The organism is Gemmiger formicilis, assembly GCF_024462815.1.
Taxonomy (GTDB): Bacteria; Bacillota; Clostridia; order Oscillospirales; family Ruminococcaceae; genus Gemmiger.
The window spans coordinates 123,707-143,744 of sequence record NZ_JANGCG010000005.1; the positions used below are offsets into that span (position 1 = coordinate 123,707).

The following is a 20,038-nucleotide window of genomic DNA, read 5'->3' on the forward strand; positions in this document are numbered from 1 at the left end:
GCGCTGCCCCTTGCGGGGCAGCGTTGGATAAGATATTGATTAGCCCTTTGCCGCGCCGGAGGTGATACCCTCGACATAGAATTTCTGCATGATGACAAAGAGGATGGAAATGGGGATGGCGACCAGCACACCGCCCGCGCAGAAACGGGAGAAGTAGCTGTTGATCAGAGCCTTTTGCAGCATGTTGTACAGGCCGATGGCAACCGTCCAGTCCGTGCTGACACCGGAGTTCAGGATCATCTTTGCCATAACAAAGTCGGTCCAGGGCATCAGGAAGGAGTTGATAATGGTGTACACCAAAATCGGGCGGGACATCGGGATAACGATCTGGAAGAAGATGCGCGCTTCCGAAGCGCCGTCCAGCTTGGCGGCCTCACGCAGGGAAACCGGAACCGTGTCGAAGAAGCCCTTGCAGATCAGGTAGCCCAAACCGGAGGAACCGGCATAGACCATGATCAGGCCCGCGTAGGAATTCGTCAGGTTCATGTACTTCAAGACGAAGTAGACGGCAATCATGGCCAGAACGCCCGGGAACAGGTTGACCGTGACGGACAGGTTTTGCAGCAGCCTGCGGCCCTTGAAGCGGCAGCAGCTTATGGCGTAAGCCACCATCAGCACAAAGCAGGTGGAGATCACGCAGTTAAAGCAGGCCACGACCAGGGTGTTCATGAACCAGCGAGGGAACTGTGCAACGGAGTCCGGCGCTGTCATAATGCTGGTGTAATTCCACAGGGTAAAGCCTTCTGGCACAAAGCGGGTAAAGTTGATGCCCTTATCGGTGGAGAAGGAGGTCAGCAGCAGCCAGGCAATGGGCACCAGCCAGATAAAGGCCAGCAGCGCCAGGATAAGATGGCGAATGATGGAGAAAATTGTTTTCTTGACGCGGCCCTGTCTGAGCTGTTTCTGCACGGCGGCATCGTTGATGGTAGTGGTACTCAAGAGAACGTCGCCTCCTTCTTATTGATAAAGTGGAAGCACACAACGGTGAACACTGCGCAGACGATAAACACCATGATGCCCAGCACAGCGGCCATCTTGTAGTTGTAGTATTCCTGCGTCAAGCGGAACAGCCATGTAACCAGCAGGTCGATCTCCTTGGCGTTGGACTGGGCCAGCTGCTGGTTGTTCGTGACAAACACGTCCTGGGTCAGCAGGTAAATAACGTTGAAGTTGTTGACGTTCCTGACAAAGTCCGTGACGAGCGACGGTCCCTGCACGCTGAGCAGGTAGGGCAGCTTGATGCGGAAGAACATCTGCACCGGATTCGCACCGTCGATGCGGGCGGCCTCGATCATGTCAGCGGGAATGTTCATTAACACACCCGTAGAAATCAGCATCTGGTACGGCACGCCAATCCAGATGTTGATCATAATGATGGTGAACATAGCCCAGCTGGGCTGGGTCAGGAACGGAATGTAGGAAAGGCCCTTGTCAAGCAGGCCGATGTTGTGCAGGAAGTCGGTGACGCCCGCGTTGGCCATCATTGTGTTGAAGATGCCGTTGTTGGAGAAGAAGTTGCGTACCAGAAGCAGCGTAACGAACTGAGGCACGGCGATGGTCACCATGAACAGGGTACGCCAGAGCTTCGGGCATTTGGTCTTTTGGTCATTGATGAACATGGCCAGCAGGATACCGCCGAAGAAGGTGGTAAAGGTGGCAAAGAACGCCCAGACCAGCGTCCAGGTCAACACCTTGGCGAAGGAGTAGCCGAAGGTCGAGGTCATACCGCCGCCGCCAAACAGCGTGAAGAAGTTGGTCAGGCCCACCCAGGTGAACAGGTCGTTCGGGGGCATATGCTGCTGGTCATAGTTCGTGAACGCGACCGCAATCAGGATGAACAGCGGCACGATGGTAAATACCACAACGCCCAGCACAGGCAGAGTCAGCAGCGTGACATAGAACTTTTCATTCAGGTAGACGTTGATGTCCTGTAAGAAGCTGTTCGTCTTTTTGCCCGCTGCGCGGATTTTTTGCAGCTGGTAGTTGGAGGTGACCACCATCATGGCGGCCGCGATCAGCGCGGCAATGACCACGAAGCTAATCATGCTCATCAGCAGGATCTCGAAGGAGTTATCGTAATTGTTCACGACGTTTTTCATCGTCGTAACGTCGAACACCATCTCCATTTTGACAGTGCCCAGCGTGCCGAATTTAGCAAGGTTCGGCGCACCGTAAAATGCCAGGAAGTAAAGTCCCAGACCCTCCACGAGGGTGACAAGGAGCGCCTTCATCAGCTGGCCGTGACCGATATAGCCAAGGCCCCATACCAGGAACGAAACTTTGGTAAAGATATCGCCTTTTACAAAGGCTTTCCCAAAAGTCTGGAAGAAGTTCTTCTCGCCCGGCATGGCTCGCGTTGCAGTTTTCGCCACAGCGAAGTCCCCTTTCGTTCACACGATCTTCATAAATCATACGGATAAAACAGCCCGCTTGCATCGGACGTTTTCTATCACAAGCGGGCTGTCTTATCAGATCATTTCTTTATTAATTATTATAGATAGGAGCAGAGATTACTGGGTAACAGGAGCGGTGATACCGGCGACAGCGTCATCGACCAAAGTCTGGGTGTCCTTGCCATCGGGGTTGCCGTTGACGCAGATGGAGCCGAGGGTCTCAGCGGAAGCCCAGAAGTTGCCGCCAACGCGCTGCAGGTTAGCGTACTCGGACTGGTCAACAACAGCGGTCAGAGCCGGAGAAGAAGCGGCTGCCAGAGCGTTGGTGTTGGAGGGGCCCTGTGCGCGCTCCTTGAAGCGCAATTCCTCGTTCTCTTCGTTGGTAACGAAGTCGGCCAGCAGCATAGCAGCACCGACGTTAGCGCTGTGGGGGTTGACACCAATCAGCTTGAAGCCGGAGAAGGAAGCCATCTGAACCTGCTCACCGTTCAAGGTATAAGTAGGCAGCTTGCAGGCGGCGTAGTTGTCGCCCCAAGCTTCAGCAGCGTCGTTTGCACGCCAGGTGCCGTTGACGCCGGCAACCAGAGTGCCATCCTTCAGCTTACCGGTGAATTCCTCATCCTTCAGGGAGATGAAACCGGGGTTTTTGCAGATATCGATGACAGCCTGAGTGACATCAGCACCGGGAGCCTCGTTCCAGTTGCAGACGGTGTTGACACCGTCATCGGCCAGACCCAGGTTCAAGCCGGCGCCAGCATAGAAGCTGTACAGGTACCAGCCGTTGGCCACGTCCATGGAGACCTTCTTGCCTGCGGCGGCTGCCTTCTCCATCATCGTGTCAAGGCTCTTGACGTCGTCCTCGGTGAAGAAGCTCTTGTCGTAGAACATGAAGTAGCCGTTGTCAGCGGTCAGGGGGTAAGCATACAGCTTGCCATCGACCGTGGCAGCATCGACAGACGCGGGCGTGTTGCGGCTCTTGACATCGTCCGCATTCAGCTGCACTTCCTGCAGGGCGCCTGCCTTAACCAACTCGTTCAGCTGGTCATCGGCAAAAGCAAAAACGTCAGCAGCGGCGGTGGGGTCGGTCAGGACGGTATCCTTAGCCTCCTTTTCGGACTGAGCGCCGAGGTTGATGGTGATCTTGCCGCCGTAGTTGCCGTACTTCTCGATGAACTTGTCGCTGATTTCACGCAGCAGATCCTGATCCTCCTCAGCACCCCACATGGTCAGGGTCACGTCTTGAGAGAAGGCAGCGGCAGCAGCCTGGTCGAGAACGTCGCCATCAGCTGCAGCCTCAGTGGAAGCTGCGGTGGACTCGGCAGCGGAAGCTGCCTCAGGGGTAGAGGTGGCAGTGCTGGCAGAGCCGCCGCAAGCGGCGAGGGACAAAGCCATTGCACCGGCCAGGGCCAGGCTGATTTGCTTTTTCATAGTAGTGTTCTCCTTCTTCAATAAAAATTCTTAAAATAGAATTCTATCCGCGGTGCTGCGCAACCCATTTGCGCATCCGCTTTACATTCCCTAGGATACAGGATTTTTCGCAAAGTGTCAATGTACAGATTCCAGTGTTTTTTGCTGGAAAATTTGGTGGATTTGACCCTTGAAACCGGAGATTCGACGCTTTTTTGTGCGCAACTTGCGCAACTTTTGAATTGTGCAAGACCATTTTTGAGCAGATGTCCAATTTTTCGCGGCGCAAAAACGGCATATATGACGTTGCTGTAACTATTTTGTAATCGGACGCTGCGCAACGTTTCCCGGAAACAGCATATATCGGGTGGTTGCCATGGGCGGAGCAGAGCCCCGCCCCTACGGCGTTGCCCCACAAAAAAACTGCCCCGGTGGTTACCGGGACAGTGCAAAAAGCATTTTATTTGGTGGACTCCCGCAGGATAACCTGATACCCCTGCAGCTGCCGCTTGGCAATATCCTTGCCGGCCAGCGTGTCCAGCAGCATACGGCAGGCGGTCGAGCCGATGCGCTCGGCGTCAAACTGAACCGCCGAAATCGACGGTGTTACGCCAACCAGAAGCTCGCTGTCATACAGGCTGGCCACGCGCAAATCCTGCGGAATGTGAATGTGGCGCGCGCGCAGCTCCCGCACCACATCAAACGCTAGCCGGTCATCACAGCAAAGCAGACAGTCGGGGTGGCGCTCCAGCACGGCCTCCAGCGCATCGGTGCGCTGCTCGTCACTCTCCAGTCCAGTACGTATCAGCGACTGGTCCGCGGTGATGCCGAACTCGGCCAGCCCACGCAGAAAGCCGCGCAGGCGGTCGGCGTTGACCGTGTAAGTTCCGCTGCCGCCGAGGTAGGCGATCCGCCGCGTGCCCAGCTGCAAAAGCAGGCGGGTCATCTCGCAGGCAGCGCCGGTCTGGTCATTGTCGGCCTGCGGAATATCCGGGTCATCAATGCGGCCGATGGCCACAAACGGTACGCCGTACTGCTTGAGCAAATCCACGCTGGGATCGTTGAATATCGTGCGCGAGAGAATGACGCCGTCCACCTTGTGCCTGTCCAGCTGGCGCTCCAGCTGGACGGTGTCAGTCTCACTGACGTAGCAGAGCAGCAAATCATAGCCGCGCTGCGCAGCCATTGTGCAGATGCCGCCCATACATTTGCGCAAAAACGGCAAATCAAGGCGTACAAAGTGCTTGGGGATAACCAAAGACAGGTTATGCGTTGGGCCCTGCGGCACGGTGCGCGGCGCTGTGGTATCGGTGCTGGTCAGGCCTGCGTAGGAAAAAACCTTGGCGCGGGTTTCCTCGCTCACACGGCCTTTCCCGGAAAGAGCACGCGATACCGTTGTTTTGGATACGCCGAGCGCGTCTGCAATCTCGGCAATTTTCATGGAGCTGCCTGTGCCGGACATACGGTAGGCATCCCCCTTCCTGCAATAAGTTGCGCGAACGTGTTGCGCATATTTCAAGCATACCCTTGCTTTGCGGGTCTGTCAATCCGCAAAGCGCACAAAAAAACAAGAGAAAGTTTGGCAGGCAGAAATACAAATAGTAGATAAGGAATAAGAGATAATAAATAGATTGGATGGGTGGTTTACCCGGGGGATGGGCGGCCACGCAAGGCTGCGGCGGGGTGGGGCCACCCCGCCCTACAAGCTGATTGAAAAGCTTGCTGTAGAGGCCGATGCCAAGCATCGGCCCGCTGGCAGTATTTACGGGTGCGCTCCACAGAGGCTGATGAAGATGATACAAAAAAGCGCGTAATATCGTCTATAAATTTAAAACATTGCATATTTTGTGAACAAACATTGCATAACCTGTAAACATTAGCACTCTGTACTTGACAGTGCTAATTTTCAGTGCTATTATAGAGGCGTTCCAAGGGAAAGCGGAACGAAAGAACCGCAGACCCGGACAAACAAAATAATGATTTCAAAAGTCAACCGCATGATTACAAGAACGTGCAGCCGATGAAAATTGGAGGAATGACTTATGATGATGGTTCCGTATATGTTCAATGATGGTTTGATGGATAACCTGTTCAGCAATGAATGGGAGCACGATTTTGAGCGCGCCATGCGTGCCGCTGAGCCCCGTAATGTGTTTGGCAAACACGCCGCCAATGTGATGAAAACCGATGTGCGCGAAAACAAGGACAGCTACGATGTCTTTGTGGATCTGCCCGGCTTCAAGAAGGAGGATATCAAGCTCGACCTTGAGAATGGTTACCTGACCATCAGCGCCCAGCGCAGTGAGGAGCTTGACCAGAATAACGAGGAGAGCCGCTACATCCGTCAGGAGCGCGCTGTCGGCAGTTGCGCCCGCAGCTTCTATGTTGGCAAAGAGCTGGAGCCCACCGACATTGCCGCTAAGTTTGAAAACGGTATCCTGAGCCTGCATCTGCCCAAGGCAGAGGCCAAGAAGCAGGAGCCGAAGCCCACAATGATTGAAATCCAGTAATTGTGCAGTGCGCAAACGCAGTGTACGGCATGGCAATTGCCGCACCCGCAAAAGAATAGCTGAATCAAAGGCCGCAGCCCGGAGCTTTTCTGGGCTGCGGCCTTTTGTTTTGCCCGCAAATGTGCTATACTTCCATATAGATGAAATAAAAGTACAGGGAGGTTCTGCCCGTGCAATACTCTGACGAACATCTGCGCTATCTGCGTCTGCTTGCGCAAAAATACCAGACGGTCGCGGCGGCGGCCAGTGAGATTATCCGCATCGAGGCCCTGCTGCGCCTGCCCAAGGGCACCGAGCATTTTATGAGCGACCTGCACGGTGAGCACGAAGCGTTTGTACATATCTTAAACAGCGCATCGGGCGTTATCCGTGAGAAAATCGACACCGTCCTCGGCACCGGTGTCCCCGCCGAGGAGCGCGCCGAGCTGGCCACGCTGGTCTACTACCCCAACCAGAAGCTGCCCGAGCTGAAGGCCCGCCAGAAGGATTTGCACGCCTGGTACCGCCAGACGCTGCTGCGGCTGATTGATTTGTGCCGGTTTGTGTCCAGCAAGCACACTCGCGACCATGTGCGCCGCTGCCTGCCCCAGAACTGCGGCTACATCCTCGATGAGCTGCTCCACGCCCACTTTGAGGACCACGATAAGGACCAGTATTACGGCGAAATCATCGAGAGCATTATACGCTATGACCGTGCGGATGCCTATATCATCCGCTTCTGTGAGGTCATCAAGCGGCTGGCGGTCGACCGGCTGCACATTGTGGGCGATTTGTTTGACCGCGGCCCGCGTCCCGACCGGATTCTCGACAGCCTGATGGCGCACCATCAGGTGGATATCCAATGGGGCAATCACGATGTTGTCTGGATGGGCGCCGCGGCGGGCAGCCCGCTGTGCATTATGACCGTGCTGAAAACCACACTCGCCTACAACAATCTGGATACGCTCGAGGGCGGCTACGGTATCAGTTTGCGTCGGCTGGAGCGCTTTGCGCAGCACGTCTACGCGGAAAGCGATGTCTCGCGCTGGATTCCGCACGCCGACCCGCGCACCGCTGCCGGTGATCTGACAGCCGCCGCACGGATGCACAAGGCCGTGACCGTGATGATGCTCAAGCTGGAGGCACAGGTCATTGCCCGCAACCCGGATTTTGATTTGGCGGGCCGCGATTTTTTGAACCACATTGATTTTGAAGCGGGCACGGTGGACTATTTCGGCAAGACCTATCCCCTTCTGGATTGCGACTTCCCCACCGTGGACCCGGCCAACTCCACGGCGCTGACCGACGATGAAGCGCAGATTGTGGCCGAGCTGGTGCGCAGCTTTGCCGAGAGTGAGCGCCTGCAGCGCCATGTGCAGTTCCTCTACGCGCACGGTGCTTTCTACAAAATGTGCAACGGCAATCTGCTGTACCACGGCGCGGTGCCCATGACCGAGGATGGCGCGTTTGCGGCCATCACCTTTGAGGGCGTGGTCCGCAGCGGCAAGCAGCTGTTTGATTACTGTGACCGCCGCGCACGCCAGGGCTACAGTGCACCGCAGGGCAGCCCGGCGCGGCTGGCCGGGCAGGATTTCTTGTGGTATCTGTGGTGCGGGGCCAAGTCGCCGCTGTTCGGCCGCAGCGCCATGACCACCTTTGAGCGGCTCTACATCACCGACCCCGCCACCCATGTGGAGGTCAAAGACCCCTACTACCAACACATCGCCAACCCGCGCACGGCGGAGCACATCCTGTGCGAATTCGGCCTCTCCGGCGAGGGAAGCCACATCGTCAACGGCCATGTGCCGGTGCGCGCCATCGAGGGCGAAAGCCCCATCAAGGGCGGCGGACGGCTGATTATCATTGACGGCGGCTTCTGCCGCGCCTACCACCGCCGCACCGGCATTGCGGGCTACACGCTGGTCTACAACTCCCGTGGGCTGATTCTGCGCACCCACCAGCCGTTTGAGAGCGTGGACAAGGCCATCCACGAGGACGAGGACATTGCCAGCAAGAGCGAATACATCTACACCGCGCCCCAGCGGATTCTGGTGCGCGACACCGACGAGGGCGGGCGCAAGCAGGCGCTGATTCGCGACCTGTGTGCCCTCGTCGAGGCCTACCAGACCGGCGTGATTCCCCAGGGCGTGGCGCAGGAGCAGTGATGGTTGCATTTTTCTTCCATGCGTCTATAATAAGATTGTACATAAAATAAGGAGATGTTCTAAATGGCTTGCACTACCCTTCTGGTCGGCAAGAACGCGTCGTATGACGGCTCCACGATGATTGCCCGCAACGACGATTCCGGCTCCGGCCATTTCACCGCCAAAAAATTCGTTGTTTTTCAGCCGCAGGACTACCCCGCGGTGTATAAGTCCGTGATTTCGGGCGTGGAGATTCCCCTGCCCGGGAACGGCCTGCGTATGACCGCCGTGCCCAACGCTGTGGAAGGCAAGGGTCTGTGGGCGGCCAGCGGCGTGAATGCGGCCAACGTGGGCATGACCGCCACCGAGACCATCACCTCCAACCCGCGTGTGCTGGGCGCTGACCCGCTGGTCAAGGGCGGCATCGGCGAGGAGGACATCGTCTACCTCGTGCTGCCCTACGTGCGCTCCGCCCGCGAGGGTGTCCGCCGCCTTGGCAGCCTGCTGGAGCAGTACGGCACGTATGAGATGAACGGCATTGCCTTTCAGGATGTGAACGAAATCTGGTGGCTGGAGACCATCGGCGGCCACCACTGGATGGCCCGCCGCGTGCCTGATGACGTCTATGTGGTCATGCCGAACCAGCTCGGCCTCGACACGCTCGACCTCGATGATGCGCTGGGCGAGCAGAAGGACTTCATGTGCGCGGTGGATTTGCGCGAATTTATCGAGAAGTATCACCTCGATTTGTCGCAAGACGGCGCCCTGAACCCGCGTGACGCCTTCGGCAGCCATGATGACGCCGACCACGTCTACAACACGCCGCGCGGCTGGTACATGCTGCGCTATTTCAACCCCAACACCTTTGTGTGGGACGGCCCCGATGCCGACTTTACGCCGCGCTCCGATGACCTGCCGTGGTGCATGGTGCCCGAGAAGAAAATCACGCCTGAAGATGTAAAGTACGTTCTGTCGTCTCATTATCAGGGCACGCCCTATGACCCGTATGCAGCCACCGCCGCTGAGAAGGGCATCTACCGCCCCATCGGTGTGAACCGCAACGACTTTATGGCGCTCATCCAGCTGCGCCCCGATGTGCCGGAGGATTTCCGTGCGGTGGAGTGGCTGGCGTTTGCGTCCAACGCCTTCAACACGATGGTGCCGTTCTACGCCAATGTCGACTCGACGCCGGAATATCTCGCCAACACCACAGGCGATGTCTCGACTGACAACTTCTACTGGTCCAGCCGCCTGTTGGCCGCCATGGCCGACGCCTCCTACGCCAAGTCGGTGTTCCACATTGAGCGCTACACCCTCAGTGTCGGCGCCAAGGCCAACAACCTGATTAACTCCTGCGATGATGCCCAGCGTGCCGAGAGTGACCCCGCCGCCCGCGCTGCCCTGCGCGCCAAGGCCAATGAGGAGCTTGCCGCCATGGCCAAGGCCGAAACTACCGATGCACTGAACAAGGTCCTGTTTGAGCTGAGCAGCGGTATGAAGAACGCCTACTCCCGCTCTGATGCCTGAGTTTGGGCGCTTTCCCAAAAATGTCACATAAATTTAAAAGATTACCACCTTGCTTTTATGCCAAAAACTTTGTATAATAAATGTCAGGATGGGGCACTAGGAGGCTGACTTAGACCCCTGTTCCCCATTCAGCCAAAAGTATAGAGAAAGAGGTATATGTAAGCATGGCAAATCTGGATTTGACTAAGTATGGCATTACCGGCACGACCGAGATCGTGCATAACCCCTCTTACGAGATGCTGTTCGAGGAGGAGACCAAGCCTGAGCTGACCGGCTATGAGAAGGGCCAGGTCACCGAGCTGGGCGCTGTCAACGTTATGACCGGCGTCTACACCGGCCGTTCCCCCAAGGACAAGTACATCGTCGTCGACGAGAACTCCAAGAACACCGTCTGGTGGACCAGCGACGAGTACAAGAACGACAACCATCCCATGACTGAGGAGATCTGGTCTGTCGTGAAGGACATCGCCAAGAAGGAACTGTGCAACAAGCGCCTGTTTGTTGTCGATGCCTTCTGCGGTGCCAACAAGGACACCCGCATGGCTATCCGCTTCATCGTGGAAGTGGCCTGGCAGGCACACTTTGTCACCAATATGTTCATCAAGCCCACCGCTGAGGAGCTGGCCAACTTCGAGCCTGACTTCGTTGTTTACAACGCTTCCAAGGCTAAGGTCGAGAACTACAAGGAGCTGGGCCTGAACAGCGAGACCTGCGTTGCCTTTAACATCACCAGCAAAGAGCAGGTCATCATCAACACCTGGTACGGCGGCGAGATGAAGAAGGGTATGTTCTCCATGATGAACTACTTCCTGCCGTTGAAGGGCATGGCTTCCATGCACTGCTCTGCCAACACCGATAAGGAGGGCAAGAACACTGCCATCTTCTTCGGTCTGTCCGGCACCGGCAAGACCACCCTGTCCACCGACCCGAAGCGCCTGCTGATTGGCGATGACGAGCACGGCTGGGACGACAACGGCGTCTTTAACTTCGAGGGCGGCTGCTACGCCAAGGTTATCAACCTCGACAAGGACTCCGAGCCCGACATCTACAACGCCATCAAGCGCAACGCTCTGCTGGAGAACGTTTCCGTTGACGGCGAGGGCAAGATTGATTTCGCTGACAAGTCCGTCACCGAGAACACTCGTGTGTCCTATCCCATCGACCACATCCAGAACATCGTTCGCCCGATTTCTTCTGCACCCGCAGCCAAGAACGTTATCTTCCTGTCTGCTGATGCATTCGGCGTTCTGCCCCCGGTCAGCATCCTGACCCCCGAGCAGACCCAGTACTACTTCCTGAGCGGCTTCACCGCAAAGCTGGCAGGTACCGAGCGCGGCATCACCGAGCCCACCCCGACCTTCTCCGCCTGCTTCGGCCAGGCCTTCCTGGAGCTGCATCCCACCAAGTACGCTGAGGAACTGGTCAAGAAGATGCAGAAGTCCGGCGCTAAGGCTTACCTGGTCAACACCGGCTGGAACGGCACCGGCAAGCGCATCTCCATCAAGGATACCCGCGGCATCATCGACGCAATCCTGAGCGGCGCTATCAACGAGGCCCCGACCAAGAAGATTCCTCACTTCGACTTCGAGGTTCCCACCGAGCTGCCCGGCGTTGATTCCGGCATCCTGGATCCCCGCGACACCTATGCAGATGCTGCTGAGTGGGAGACCAAGGCCCAGGATCTGGCTGGCCGCTTCATCAAGAACTTCGCTAAGTACGAGGGCAACGAGCACGGCAAGGCTCTGGTCTCTGCCGGCCCGCAGCTGTAATCTTGTGCGATTCCGCTTGATTGCTTAACGCGTAAATAGAACACCCCCGCAGTGTAACAGCTGCGGGGGTGTTTTTGTGTAAAAAAAGCACCGTGCCAAAAAGAAATAGCACGGTGCCGATAAGCCCCCTCACAGAGGGAGCCAAAGAGTTTTCCTTAAATAGCGTAGCCCTTGGCCTTGATGACGTCCACAACCTGCTGGACGTACTTCTGGCAGGTCTCGTGCTCGGGCGCCTCAACCATGACGCGGACCAGCGGCTCAGTGCCGGACTCACGCACCAGAATACGGCCGGTGTCGCCCAGCGCCTCGGCCACAGCCTTGACGGCGGCTTGGACATCTGCATCGTCCTGCGCGGCCTTCTTGTCGGTCACGTGGACGTTCTCCAGCACCTGCGGGTAAATCTTCAGCGGTGCGGCCAGCTCGCTCATCGGCTTCTTCTTGGCCAGCATGACCTCCATCATCTTCAGGCTCGTCAGGATGCCGTCGCCGGTGCTGGCGTACTTCGAGAAGATGATGTGGCCGCTCTGCTCGCCGCCGATGCGGCAGCCGTTTTTGGCCATATACTCATAGACGTACTTGTCGCCCACGGCGGTCTTGGCGTAGCCAATCCCCTGCTCGTCAAAGGCCTTGTACAGGCCGAAGTTGGACATAACAGTCGTGACAACGGTGTTGGTGATGAGCTTGCCGCGCTCCTTCATGTAGCAACCGTAGATGTACAGGATGTGGTCGCCGGTGATGACGTTGCCCTTCTCGTCCACACAGAGGCAGCGGTCAGCGTCGCCGTCATAGGCAAAGCCGATGTCGAGGTGGTTCTCGACCACGAACTTCTGCAGGCCCTCAATGTGGGTGGAGCCGGCGTTCAGATTGATGTTCAGGCCGTTGGGCTTGTTGTTGATGACATAGGTGTCCGCGCCGAGCGCGTCAAACACGCTCTTGGCGATGTTCCAGCTGGAGCCGTTGGCGCAGTCCAGGCCGACCTTGATGCCGCGGAAGGAGTAGATGCCCAGACTGATCAGGTAGCCCATATAGCGGTTGCGGCCCGCCACATAGTCCACCGTGCAGCCCACGCGGTCGCGGTTGGCAAAGGGCAGCTCTGGCCAGTCCTGGTCAAAGACATGGAGCTTGCCGTCGATGTAATCCTCCACAAGCAGCAGCGTCTCCTCGTCCATCTTCTCGCCGTAGCAGTCGATGAGCTTGATGCCGTTGTCATAGTAGGGGTTGTGGCTGGCGGAAATCATAATGCCGCAGTCAAAGTCATCCACGCGGGCAATGTAGGCCACGCTGGGCGTGGTGGTAACGTGCAGCAGATAGGCGTCCGCGCCGCTGGCGGTCAGGCCAGCCACGAGGCTGTACTCAAACATATAGGAGCTGCGGCGGGTATCCTTGCCGATGACAATGCGCGGTGCGGAGGTCTCGCCGTTGCGCTGGCGCAGCATACCATAGTACCAGCCGAGGAAACGGCCCACTTTATAAGCATGGTCGGCGGTCAGATTGACACCGGCCTCCCCGCGGAAGCCGTCAGTACCAAAATATTTTCCCATTGTATACACTCGTTCCTTTCGGATAAGTTGTTTTGCAGCAGGCAAGGCAGCCAGTAACAACTGACTGGATTGCAATTTTGTAGTGTATCATAAGTATAGCACGTTTTCAGACATAGTGCAACCGCCAAGAGGAATTGTGCGCACAGCTGCGGCATAACCACAAAAGCGGGAGCAGCCCAAACGGCTGCTCCCGCTGATTTCGACTATGCTCAATAATTTTGGAATTTACAGATGCAGGACTCTGTCCTTGATCTCGGCGGTGCGGCCCTGATTCCAGAACTGGGTGCCGATGTAGCCGCAGGTGCGGCGGGCAACGTTCAACTTGTTCTGGTCACGGTTGTGGCACTTGGGGCACTCCCAAACCAGCTTGCCGTCCTCCTGCACAATCTGAATCTCGCCGTCATAGCCGCAGACCTGACAGTAATCGCTCTTGGTGTTCAGCTCGGCATACATAATGTTCTCATAGATGAACTGCATCACCTTGATGACGGCCTCGAGGTTGTCCTGCATATTGGGCACCTCGACATAGCTGATGGCACCGCCCGGGGACAGACGCTGGAAATCACTCTCAAATTTCAGCTTGGTGAAGGCGTCAATCTGCTCCGTCACGTGGACGTGGTAGGAGTTCGTGATATAGTTGCGGTCGGTAATGCCCGGCACAATGCCAAAGCGCTTCTGCAGGCACTTGGCAAACTTATAGGTGGTGGATTCCAACGGCGTGCCATACAGGCTGAAATCAATATTATGCTGGTTCTTCCACTTGGTGCAGGCATCGTTCATATGCTGCATAACGTTCAGCGCAAAAGGCTTTGCCACCGGGTCGGTGTGGCTCTTGCCGGTCATATACTTGCAGCACTCATACAGGCCCGCATAGCCGAGGCTGATGGTGGAGTAGCCACCGTAGAGCAGCTTGTCGATGGGCTCACCTTTCTTCAGACGGGCCAGCGCACCATACTGCCACAAAATCGGCGCGGCGTCGCTCAGCGTGCCCTTCAGACGGTTGTGACGGCACATCAGGGCCTTGTGGCACAGCTCAAGGCGCTCGTCAAAAATCTGCCAGAATTTATCGAAATCGCCGCCGCTGGACAGCGCTACATCCACCAGATTGATGGTGACAACACCCTGATTGAAGCGGCCATAATACTTGGGCTTGCCGTTCTCATCGACATACGGCGTCAGGAAGCTGCGGCAGCCCATGCAAGTGAAGCAGTGGCCCTCGCCGTTCTTGTCGACCTTGTACTCCAGCATCTTCTTTTCGCTGATGTAGTCGGGCACCATGCGCTTGGCTGTGCACTTGGCAGCCAGCTTGGTCAGGTAGTAGTAGGGCTGGCCCTCATAGATATTATCGTTTTCCAGCACGTAAATCAGCTTCGGGAAAGCGGGGGTAATCCAGACGCCTGCCTCATTCTTGACGCCCTGATAGCGCTGGCGCAGCATCTCCTCAATGACGATGGCCAAATCGGACTTCAGGCGCTGGTTGTCCCCCGCCTCGTTCAGATACATGAACACGGTGATGAAGGGGGCCTGCCCGTTGGTAGTCATCAGGGTGACAACCTGATACTGGATGGTCTGCACACCGCGCTTGATTTCCTCACGCAGGCGCTTTTCGACGATTTCAGAAATCTTCTCCTCGCCGGGGTTGATGCCCAAATCCTGCATTTCAGCTTCGACATCGCGGCGGATCTTCTTGCGGCTGACATCCACAAACGGAGCCAGATGCGTAAGGCTGATGCTCTGGCCGCCGTACTGGCTGGACGCAACCTGCGCAATAATCTGGGTGGCGATGTTGCAGGCTGTGGAGAAGGAGTGCGGCTTCTCAATCAGCGTGCCTGAGATAACCGTGCCGTTCTGCAGCATATCGTCCAGATTGACAAGATCGCAGTTGTGCATATGCTGGGCGTAGTAGTCAGCATCGTGGAAGTGGATGATGCCTTCCTCGTGCGCCTTGACAATCTCCGGGGGCAGCAGCATACGCATGGTCAGATCCTTGCTGACCTCACCGGCCATATAGTCGCGCTGAACGCTGTTGACAGTGGGGTTCTTGTTGGAATTTTCCTGCTTGACTTCCTCATTGTTGCACTCAATGAGGGAGAGAATCTTGTCATCGGTGGTGTTGTGGGTGCGCTTGAGGCTCTGCACATAGCGGTAGGTGATATATTTACGGGCAACCTCATAGGCACCGGTGGCCATAATGGCATCCTCAACGATATCCTGAATCTCCTCCACGTTCATGGCATGGCCGCGGGCAAAGCAGACCTCCTGCACGTGGTCGCTGATTTCAATAATCTGCTGTTTCGTCAAGCGCTGGGCCTCGGGTACGACCTTGTTCGCCTTGGAAATGGCCGAAATAATTTTGGTGATGTCAAAGACAGCCTCGCTGCCGTTGCGCTTGATGATTTTCATGGTATCTCCTCTTTGCAAAAAAATAGCTACAGTGCGGATTGTGTACGTACTGTATAGAACACGGAAAAATTTTTGAATTGTATAAATCTCGTTTGGCGAGCAAGATAATAATACCGCACATACAGAAAAAAGTCAATCGTCAAAACCACAAGATATTGTGTAGCTTTGGCTAATATTTACAAAATATTCCGTTTTCATCGGCTGTACGTGCAAAAATCAGCTGCCAAAAATAAGGCTTATTTTTTAGTAATTTTGAGCAGTTCTATACAGATATACGTTGTATCGTTTATTATTACTGTCCTTGTCCGGAACAGGGGCTTGTAAATCTGCCGCTATGCTGGTATACTAGGATAGGTTTTGGGGCTGTGTGCCCCATACAACACAAGATATGGGGATACCCCGCAGGAGAGCCACAATGAATTACGCAACGATCAAATATTGTGATATAGCCAACGGCGAGGGCGTGCGCACCAGCCTGTTTGTGTCCGGCTGCCGCCGCCACTGTCCCAACTGCTTCAACGCAGTGGCGTGGGATTTTGACTACGGCGCGCCGTTCACCAAGGAGGTGCGCAACAAAATTCTGGAAAGTCTGGCCCCCGGCTACATCAACGGCCTTTCCCTGCTGGGCGGTGAGCCGCTGGAGCCGGAAAACCAGCGGGAGCTGCTGCCCTTTGTGCGGAACGTGAAGGCGCTCTACCCCAACAAAACCATCTGGTGCTATACCGGCAACAATCTGGAGCATGAGGTGCTGCAGCCCGGCCCCGGCCGCTGCGAGGTGACCGACGAGTTTCTACAATATATAGATGTACTGGTGGATGGCGATTTTGTGCAGGACAAGTACGATATCAGCCTGCGGTTCCGCGGTTCGTCCAACCAGCGCATTATTGATATGAACAAGACCCGCGCCGCAGGGCAGATTGTGCTGTGGCAGGATGACCCGATTTTTGCGGATCACAAAATGTAACGGTATTGTGTAAGAAAGTGTGAGGAGAAGTAAGTTCTATCCATGAGTACCCCGACCAAAGCCAAATCCATGACCGAGGGGCCGCTGGCAAAGCAGATACTGCTTGTCAGCCTGCCGCTGGCGCTGTCTAACCTTTTACAAATCCTATTCAATATGTCCGATGTCGCCGTTGTCGGCCGCTTCGCCGGCTCCACGGCGCTGGGTGCAGTGGGCTCCACGGCCACCTTCGTGACGCTGTTCACAGGCTTTCTGATTGGCCTGAGCAACGGCATCAACGTGTTGGTGGCTCGTTTTTACGGCGCTAAGCACCCGAAGGACGTCAGCAGGACCGTCCACTCGGCGCTGCTGGTCAGTCTGGCCGCCGGTGTTCTGCTGCTGCTGGTGGGGCTGTTCGGCTCCCCTGCCCTGCTGCGCCTGCTGAACACCAAGGAGGACCTGCTCCCCGGCGCGATTCTCTATTTGCGGGTGTACTTTCTGGGGATGCCCGCGCTGGCGCTCTATAACTTCGGCAACGCCGTGTTCAGCGCCATCGGTGACACCAAAAAGCCGCTGGTGTATCTGTCCATTGCAGGCGCGCTGAACATTGTGCTGAACCTGTTTTTTGTCATTGTCTGCAAGCTTGATGTGGCAGGCGTGGCGCTGGCCAGCACGATTGCGCAGTGCCTCTCGGCGGGGCTTATCCTGCACGCGCTGACCAAGGTGCAGGACTGCTACGCGCTGGACTTCCGCAAGGTGAAGCTGGACATTCCCACCACAAAGCGCATCCTGATGTTGGGCGTGCCCGCGGGCTTTCAGAACGCAATTTTTGCCATTGCCAACTTGTTTATTCAGGCGGGCGTCAACTCCTTTGATTCGCTGATGGTCAAGGGCAACTCGGCCGCGGCCAATGCGGACGCTATGATTTATGACGCTATGGCGGCGTTTTATATGGCCTGCGCCAGCTTTATGAGCCAGAACTACGGCGCAGGCAAGCTCGACCGCATCAAAAAGAGCTACTTCATCGCGCTGGCCTACTCCTTCGGGGTGGGGCTGGTGCTGGGTGGCGGGCTGCTGGCCTTTGGACGGCAGTTTCTGGCCCTGTTCACCACCGAGAGTGCCGTTGTGGATGCGGGTATGAAGCGCATTATGGTTATGGGCTGGGCCTACTGCATTTCGGCCTTTATGGACTGCACGATTGCCGCCTCCCGCGGGCTGGGCAAAACGATTGGGCCAACTGTCATTGTGATTCTGGGCTCCTGCGTTTTCCGCGTGGCGTGGGTCTACACAATTTTTGCCCATTTCCACACGATTCCCTCGCTCTACCTGCTGTACCCCTGCTCCTGGCTGCTGACCGCCGCCGCGGAGGGCGTCTACTTTGTGTTCGCCTACCGCGATGCCGTCCGCGCCCTGCACGAGCGCGAGGCGCTGGCCCAACTGTAAGGGAACCGCAATGAATGAAACAAACGATAAAGTGAAAACAGAACGGCCGACCGCCCCAAAGGAGCTGACCGACCGTTGTATGGTATCCACCCCCATCGGGCCCGTCTGTATGAGCCGGGTGGAGTATGAGATGTACAGGGAAGAACTGGAACGAAGGAAGGCTCTATCCCGGCAGTAGATATCCCGCGCGTAGACCTTTTCCTTAACAATAGCACAAGGGGCAGCCCATTGCAGGCTGCCCCTTGATTTTTTTATTTTGCGTACTCGGTGGCACGGCTCTCGCGGATAACGCTGACCTTAATCTGGCCGGGGTAATCCAGCTCATTTTCAATCTTCTTGGCAACGTTGCGGGCCAACAGAATGACCTCGTCATCACTGACCTTGTCAGGCTGCACAAGGATGCGCACCTCGCGGCCTGCCTGCACAGCGTAGGAGCTCTCGACGCCCTCGAAGCCGTTGCAGAGCGCTTCCAGCGTTTCCAGACGCTTGATGTAGCTCTCCATATTCTCGCGGCGGGCACCGGGGCGGGCGGCGGAAATCGCGTCAGCGGCCATAATGATGAACGCCAGCGTGGTCTTGGGCTCCACATCGCCGTGGTGGGCCTCAATGGCATGGATAATCTGCGGATTCTCGCGGTACTTCTTGCAGATATCCACACCAATCTGGACGTGGCTGCCCTCAATCTCATGGTCAAGGGCCTTGCCGATGTCATGCAGCAGACCGGCGCGGCGTGCGAGCTGGACGTTGACACCCAGCTCGCCTGCCATCAGACCGGCCAGCCAGGCAACCTCCAGAGAATGGCTCAGCACGTTCTGGCCAAAGCTGGTGCGGTATTTCAAGCGGCCGATGAGCTTGACCAAATCGGGATGCAGGCTGTGGATGCCAAGCTCCATCACGGCCTTGTCGCCTTCGCGCTTCATCTGGATTTCCAGCTCGCGGCGGCACTTATCTACGGTCTCCTCGATGCGGGCCGGGTGGATACGGCCATCCGCAATCAGGCGCTCCAGCGCCATGCGGGCAACCTCGCGGCGGGTCTGGTCAAAGCTGGACAGCGTGATGGCCTCCGGCGTGTCGTCAATAATCAGGTCGCAGCCGGTAGCAGTTTCCAGCGCACGGATGTTGCGGCCTTCACGGCCGATGATGCGGCCCTTCATCTCATCGCTGGGCAGCGGCACAACGCTGACGGTGGCTTCGCTGGTGGCGTCTGCCGCACAGCGGGCAATGGCCTGCCCGATAAGCTCGCGGGCGAGGTTGTCGCACTCGTCCTTCATGTTGGCCTGATAGGCGCTGATTTTCATTGCCTTCTCGTGGGTCAGTTCGTCATCCACCTGCTTCAGCAGCACGGCGCGGGCGTCCTCCTTGGACATAACGGCAATGGTTTCCAGCTTTTCGGTCTGGCGCAGCTTGAGCTGCTCCAGCTCGTCCAGACGGGCGGTCACTGTCTCGGTGCGGTGCTTGAGGTCCTCCTCCTTGCGCTCCATCTGGGCGGTGCGCTTGTCGAGGGCTTCCTCTTTCTGGTCAATCCGGCGCTCCTGCCGGGTGATTTCGGCGCGGCGGTCCTTGATTTCCTTGTCCGCATCGCTCTTGAGCTTGAAGGCTTCGTCCTTCGCTTCGATGATGGTTTCCTTGCGCTTCTGCTCCGCTGACTTGATGGCATCGTTTACGATGCGTTTGGCTTCGTCTTCGGCGCTGCCGATTTTTGCCTCGGCAGTGCGCTTGCGGTTTTCACCGCCGAAATAAAAGCCAAGCGCCCCGGCGGCAACAGCAGCAACAAGGACCAGCACCACGGTCAAAATTGGTGACATAGTCGGTTTCACTCCTTGAATCAAATAGGAGAGATGCGGCGCAGCGGGACGCTTTTCCGTTATGATATTTTTGCAGAACGAGACGCGGCAGGTCGGCCAAAATGGCGCACGATGCCCCTGCACGCAGAATATACACAAAATCCGTCAGGCGGACGGTAATATCGTAAAAAAGCGGCG

14 protein-coding genes are annotated in these 20,038 nt (G+C 56.7%); 7 read left to right on the forward strand and 7 right to left on the reverse strand.

All coding sequences use genetic code 11. The features are described from left to right. Positions 1–39: 39 nt before the first annotated feature. From NE623_RS06355 to NE623_RS06370, 4 genes are all read right to left on the reverse strand, one after another. Positions 40–939 carry a sugar ABC transporter permease gene (locus tag NE623_RS06355; RefSeq protein ID WP_256271884.1) on the reverse strand — a complete coding sequence of 300 codons (900 nt, stop codon included), beginning with the start codon at positions 937–939 and terminating at the stop codon, positions 40–42. After that, positions 936–2,372 (reverse strand): carbohydrate ABC transporter permease, encoded by a 1,437-nt coding sequence (locus NE623_RS06360; RefSeq protein WP_370866699.1) that lies wholly within the window; start codon positions 2,370–2,372, stop codon positions 936–938. Before NE623_RS06360 ends, NE623_RS06355 begins: the two co-directional genes overlap by 4 nt. A 138-nt stretch (positions 2,373–2,510) precedes the next feature. Beyond that, a complete protein-coding gene (locus NE623_RS06365; protein ID WP_256271883.1) occupies positions 2,511–3,821 on the reverse strand; it encodes an extracellular solute-binding protein in 1,311 nt (436 codons plus the stop codon). Between the two features lie 439 nt (positions 3,822–4,260). Then, positions 4,261–5,262 (reverse strand): LacI family DNA-binding transcriptional regulator, encoded by a 1,002-nt coding sequence (locus NE623_RS06370; RefSeq protein WP_256271882.1) that lies wholly within the window; start codon positions 5,260–5,262, stop codon positions 4,261–4,263. Between the two features lie 580 nt (positions 5,263–5,842). Here NE623_RS06370 and NE623_RS06375 point away from each other — a divergent pair. From NE623_RS06375 to pckA, 4 genes are all read left to right on the forward strand, one after another. Continuing rightward, positions 5,843–6,310, forward strand: a complete 468-nt coding sequence (locus tag NE623_RS06375) for an Hsp20/alpha crystallin family protein (RefSeq protein ID WP_256271881.1) — start codon at positions 5,843–5,845, stop codon at positions 6,308–6,310. Positions 6,311–6,480: 170 nt separating this feature from the next. Further along, positions 6,481–8,454 carry a fructose-1,6-bisphosphatase gene (locus NE623_RS06380; protein ID WP_256271879.1) on the forward strand — a complete coding sequence of 658 codons (1,974 nt, stop codon included), beginning with the start codon at positions 6,481–6,483 and terminating at the stop codon, positions 8,452–8,454. A gap of 63 nt (positions 8,455–8,517) precedes the next feature. Further along, positions 8,518–9,960 (forward strand): C69 family dipeptidase, encoded by a 1,443-nt coding sequence (locus tag NE623_RS06385; RefSeq protein WP_256271878.1) that lies wholly within the window; start codon positions 8,518–8,520, stop codon positions 9,958–9,960. Between the two features lie 164 nt (positions 9,961–10,124). Further along, positions 10,125–11,729, forward strand: coding sequence for a phosphoenolpyruvate carboxykinase (ATP) (gene pckA / locus NE623_RS06390; RefSeq protein WP_256271877.1), 1,605 nt, complete (start codon positions 10,125–10,127; stop codon positions 11,727–11,729). Between the two features lie 155 nt (positions 11,730–11,884). Here pckA and glmM read toward each other — a convergent pair whose 3' ends face one another. Further along, entirely contained in the window at positions 11,885–13,270 is a 1,386-nt protein-coding gene (gene glmM, locus NE623_RS06395) for a phosphoglucosamine mutase (RefSeq protein WP_256271876.1), read from the reverse strand. Between the two features lie 225 nt (positions 13,271–13,495). Further along, on the reverse strand, positions 13,496–15,673 hold the full coding sequence (gene nrdD / locus NE623_RS06400; RefSeq protein WP_256271875.1) for an anaerobic ribonucleoside-triphosphate reductase: 2,178 nt from the start codon (positions 15,671–15,673) through the stop codon (positions 13,496–13,498). 415 nt (positions 15,674–16,088) lie between these two features. Here nrdD and nrdG point away from each other — a divergent pair, with 415 nt between their 5' ends. From nrdG to NE623_RS06415, 3 genes are read left to right on the forward strand one after another with little or no spacing between them, the layout of a single operon-like run. After that, positions 16,089–16,637 (forward strand): anaerobic ribonucleoside-triphosphate reductase activating protein, encoded by a 549-nt coding sequence (nrdG, locus tag NE623_RS06405; protein ID WP_256271874.1) that lies wholly within the window; start codon positions 16,089–16,091, stop codon positions 16,635–16,637. A 42-nt stretch (positions 16,638–16,679) separates the two neighbouring features. Then, complete coding sequence (locus NE623_RS06410; RefSeq protein ID WP_256271873.1) at positions 16,680–18,056, forward strand: MATE family efflux transporter; 1,377 nt, start codon at positions 16,680–16,682, stop codon at positions 18,054–18,056. 10 nt (positions 18,057–18,066) lie between these two features. Further along, positions 18,067–18,234: a hypothetical protein gene (locus NE623_RS06415; RefSeq protein ID WP_256271872.1), complete on the forward strand. Its 168-nt coding sequence runs from the start codon at positions 18,067–18,069 to the stop codon at positions 18,232–18,234. A 73-nt stretch (positions 18,235–18,307) separates the two neighbouring features. On the opposite strand, the gene rny is transcribed toward NE623_RS06415, so the two are convergent. Further along, positions 18,308–19,861 carry a ribonuclease Y gene (gene rny / locus NE623_RS06420; RefSeq protein ID WP_256271871.1) on the reverse strand — a complete coding sequence of 518 codons (1,554 nt, stop codon included), beginning with the start codon at positions 19,859–19,861 and terminating at the stop codon, positions 18,308–18,310. Positions 19,862–20,038: the final 177 nt, after the last annotated feature.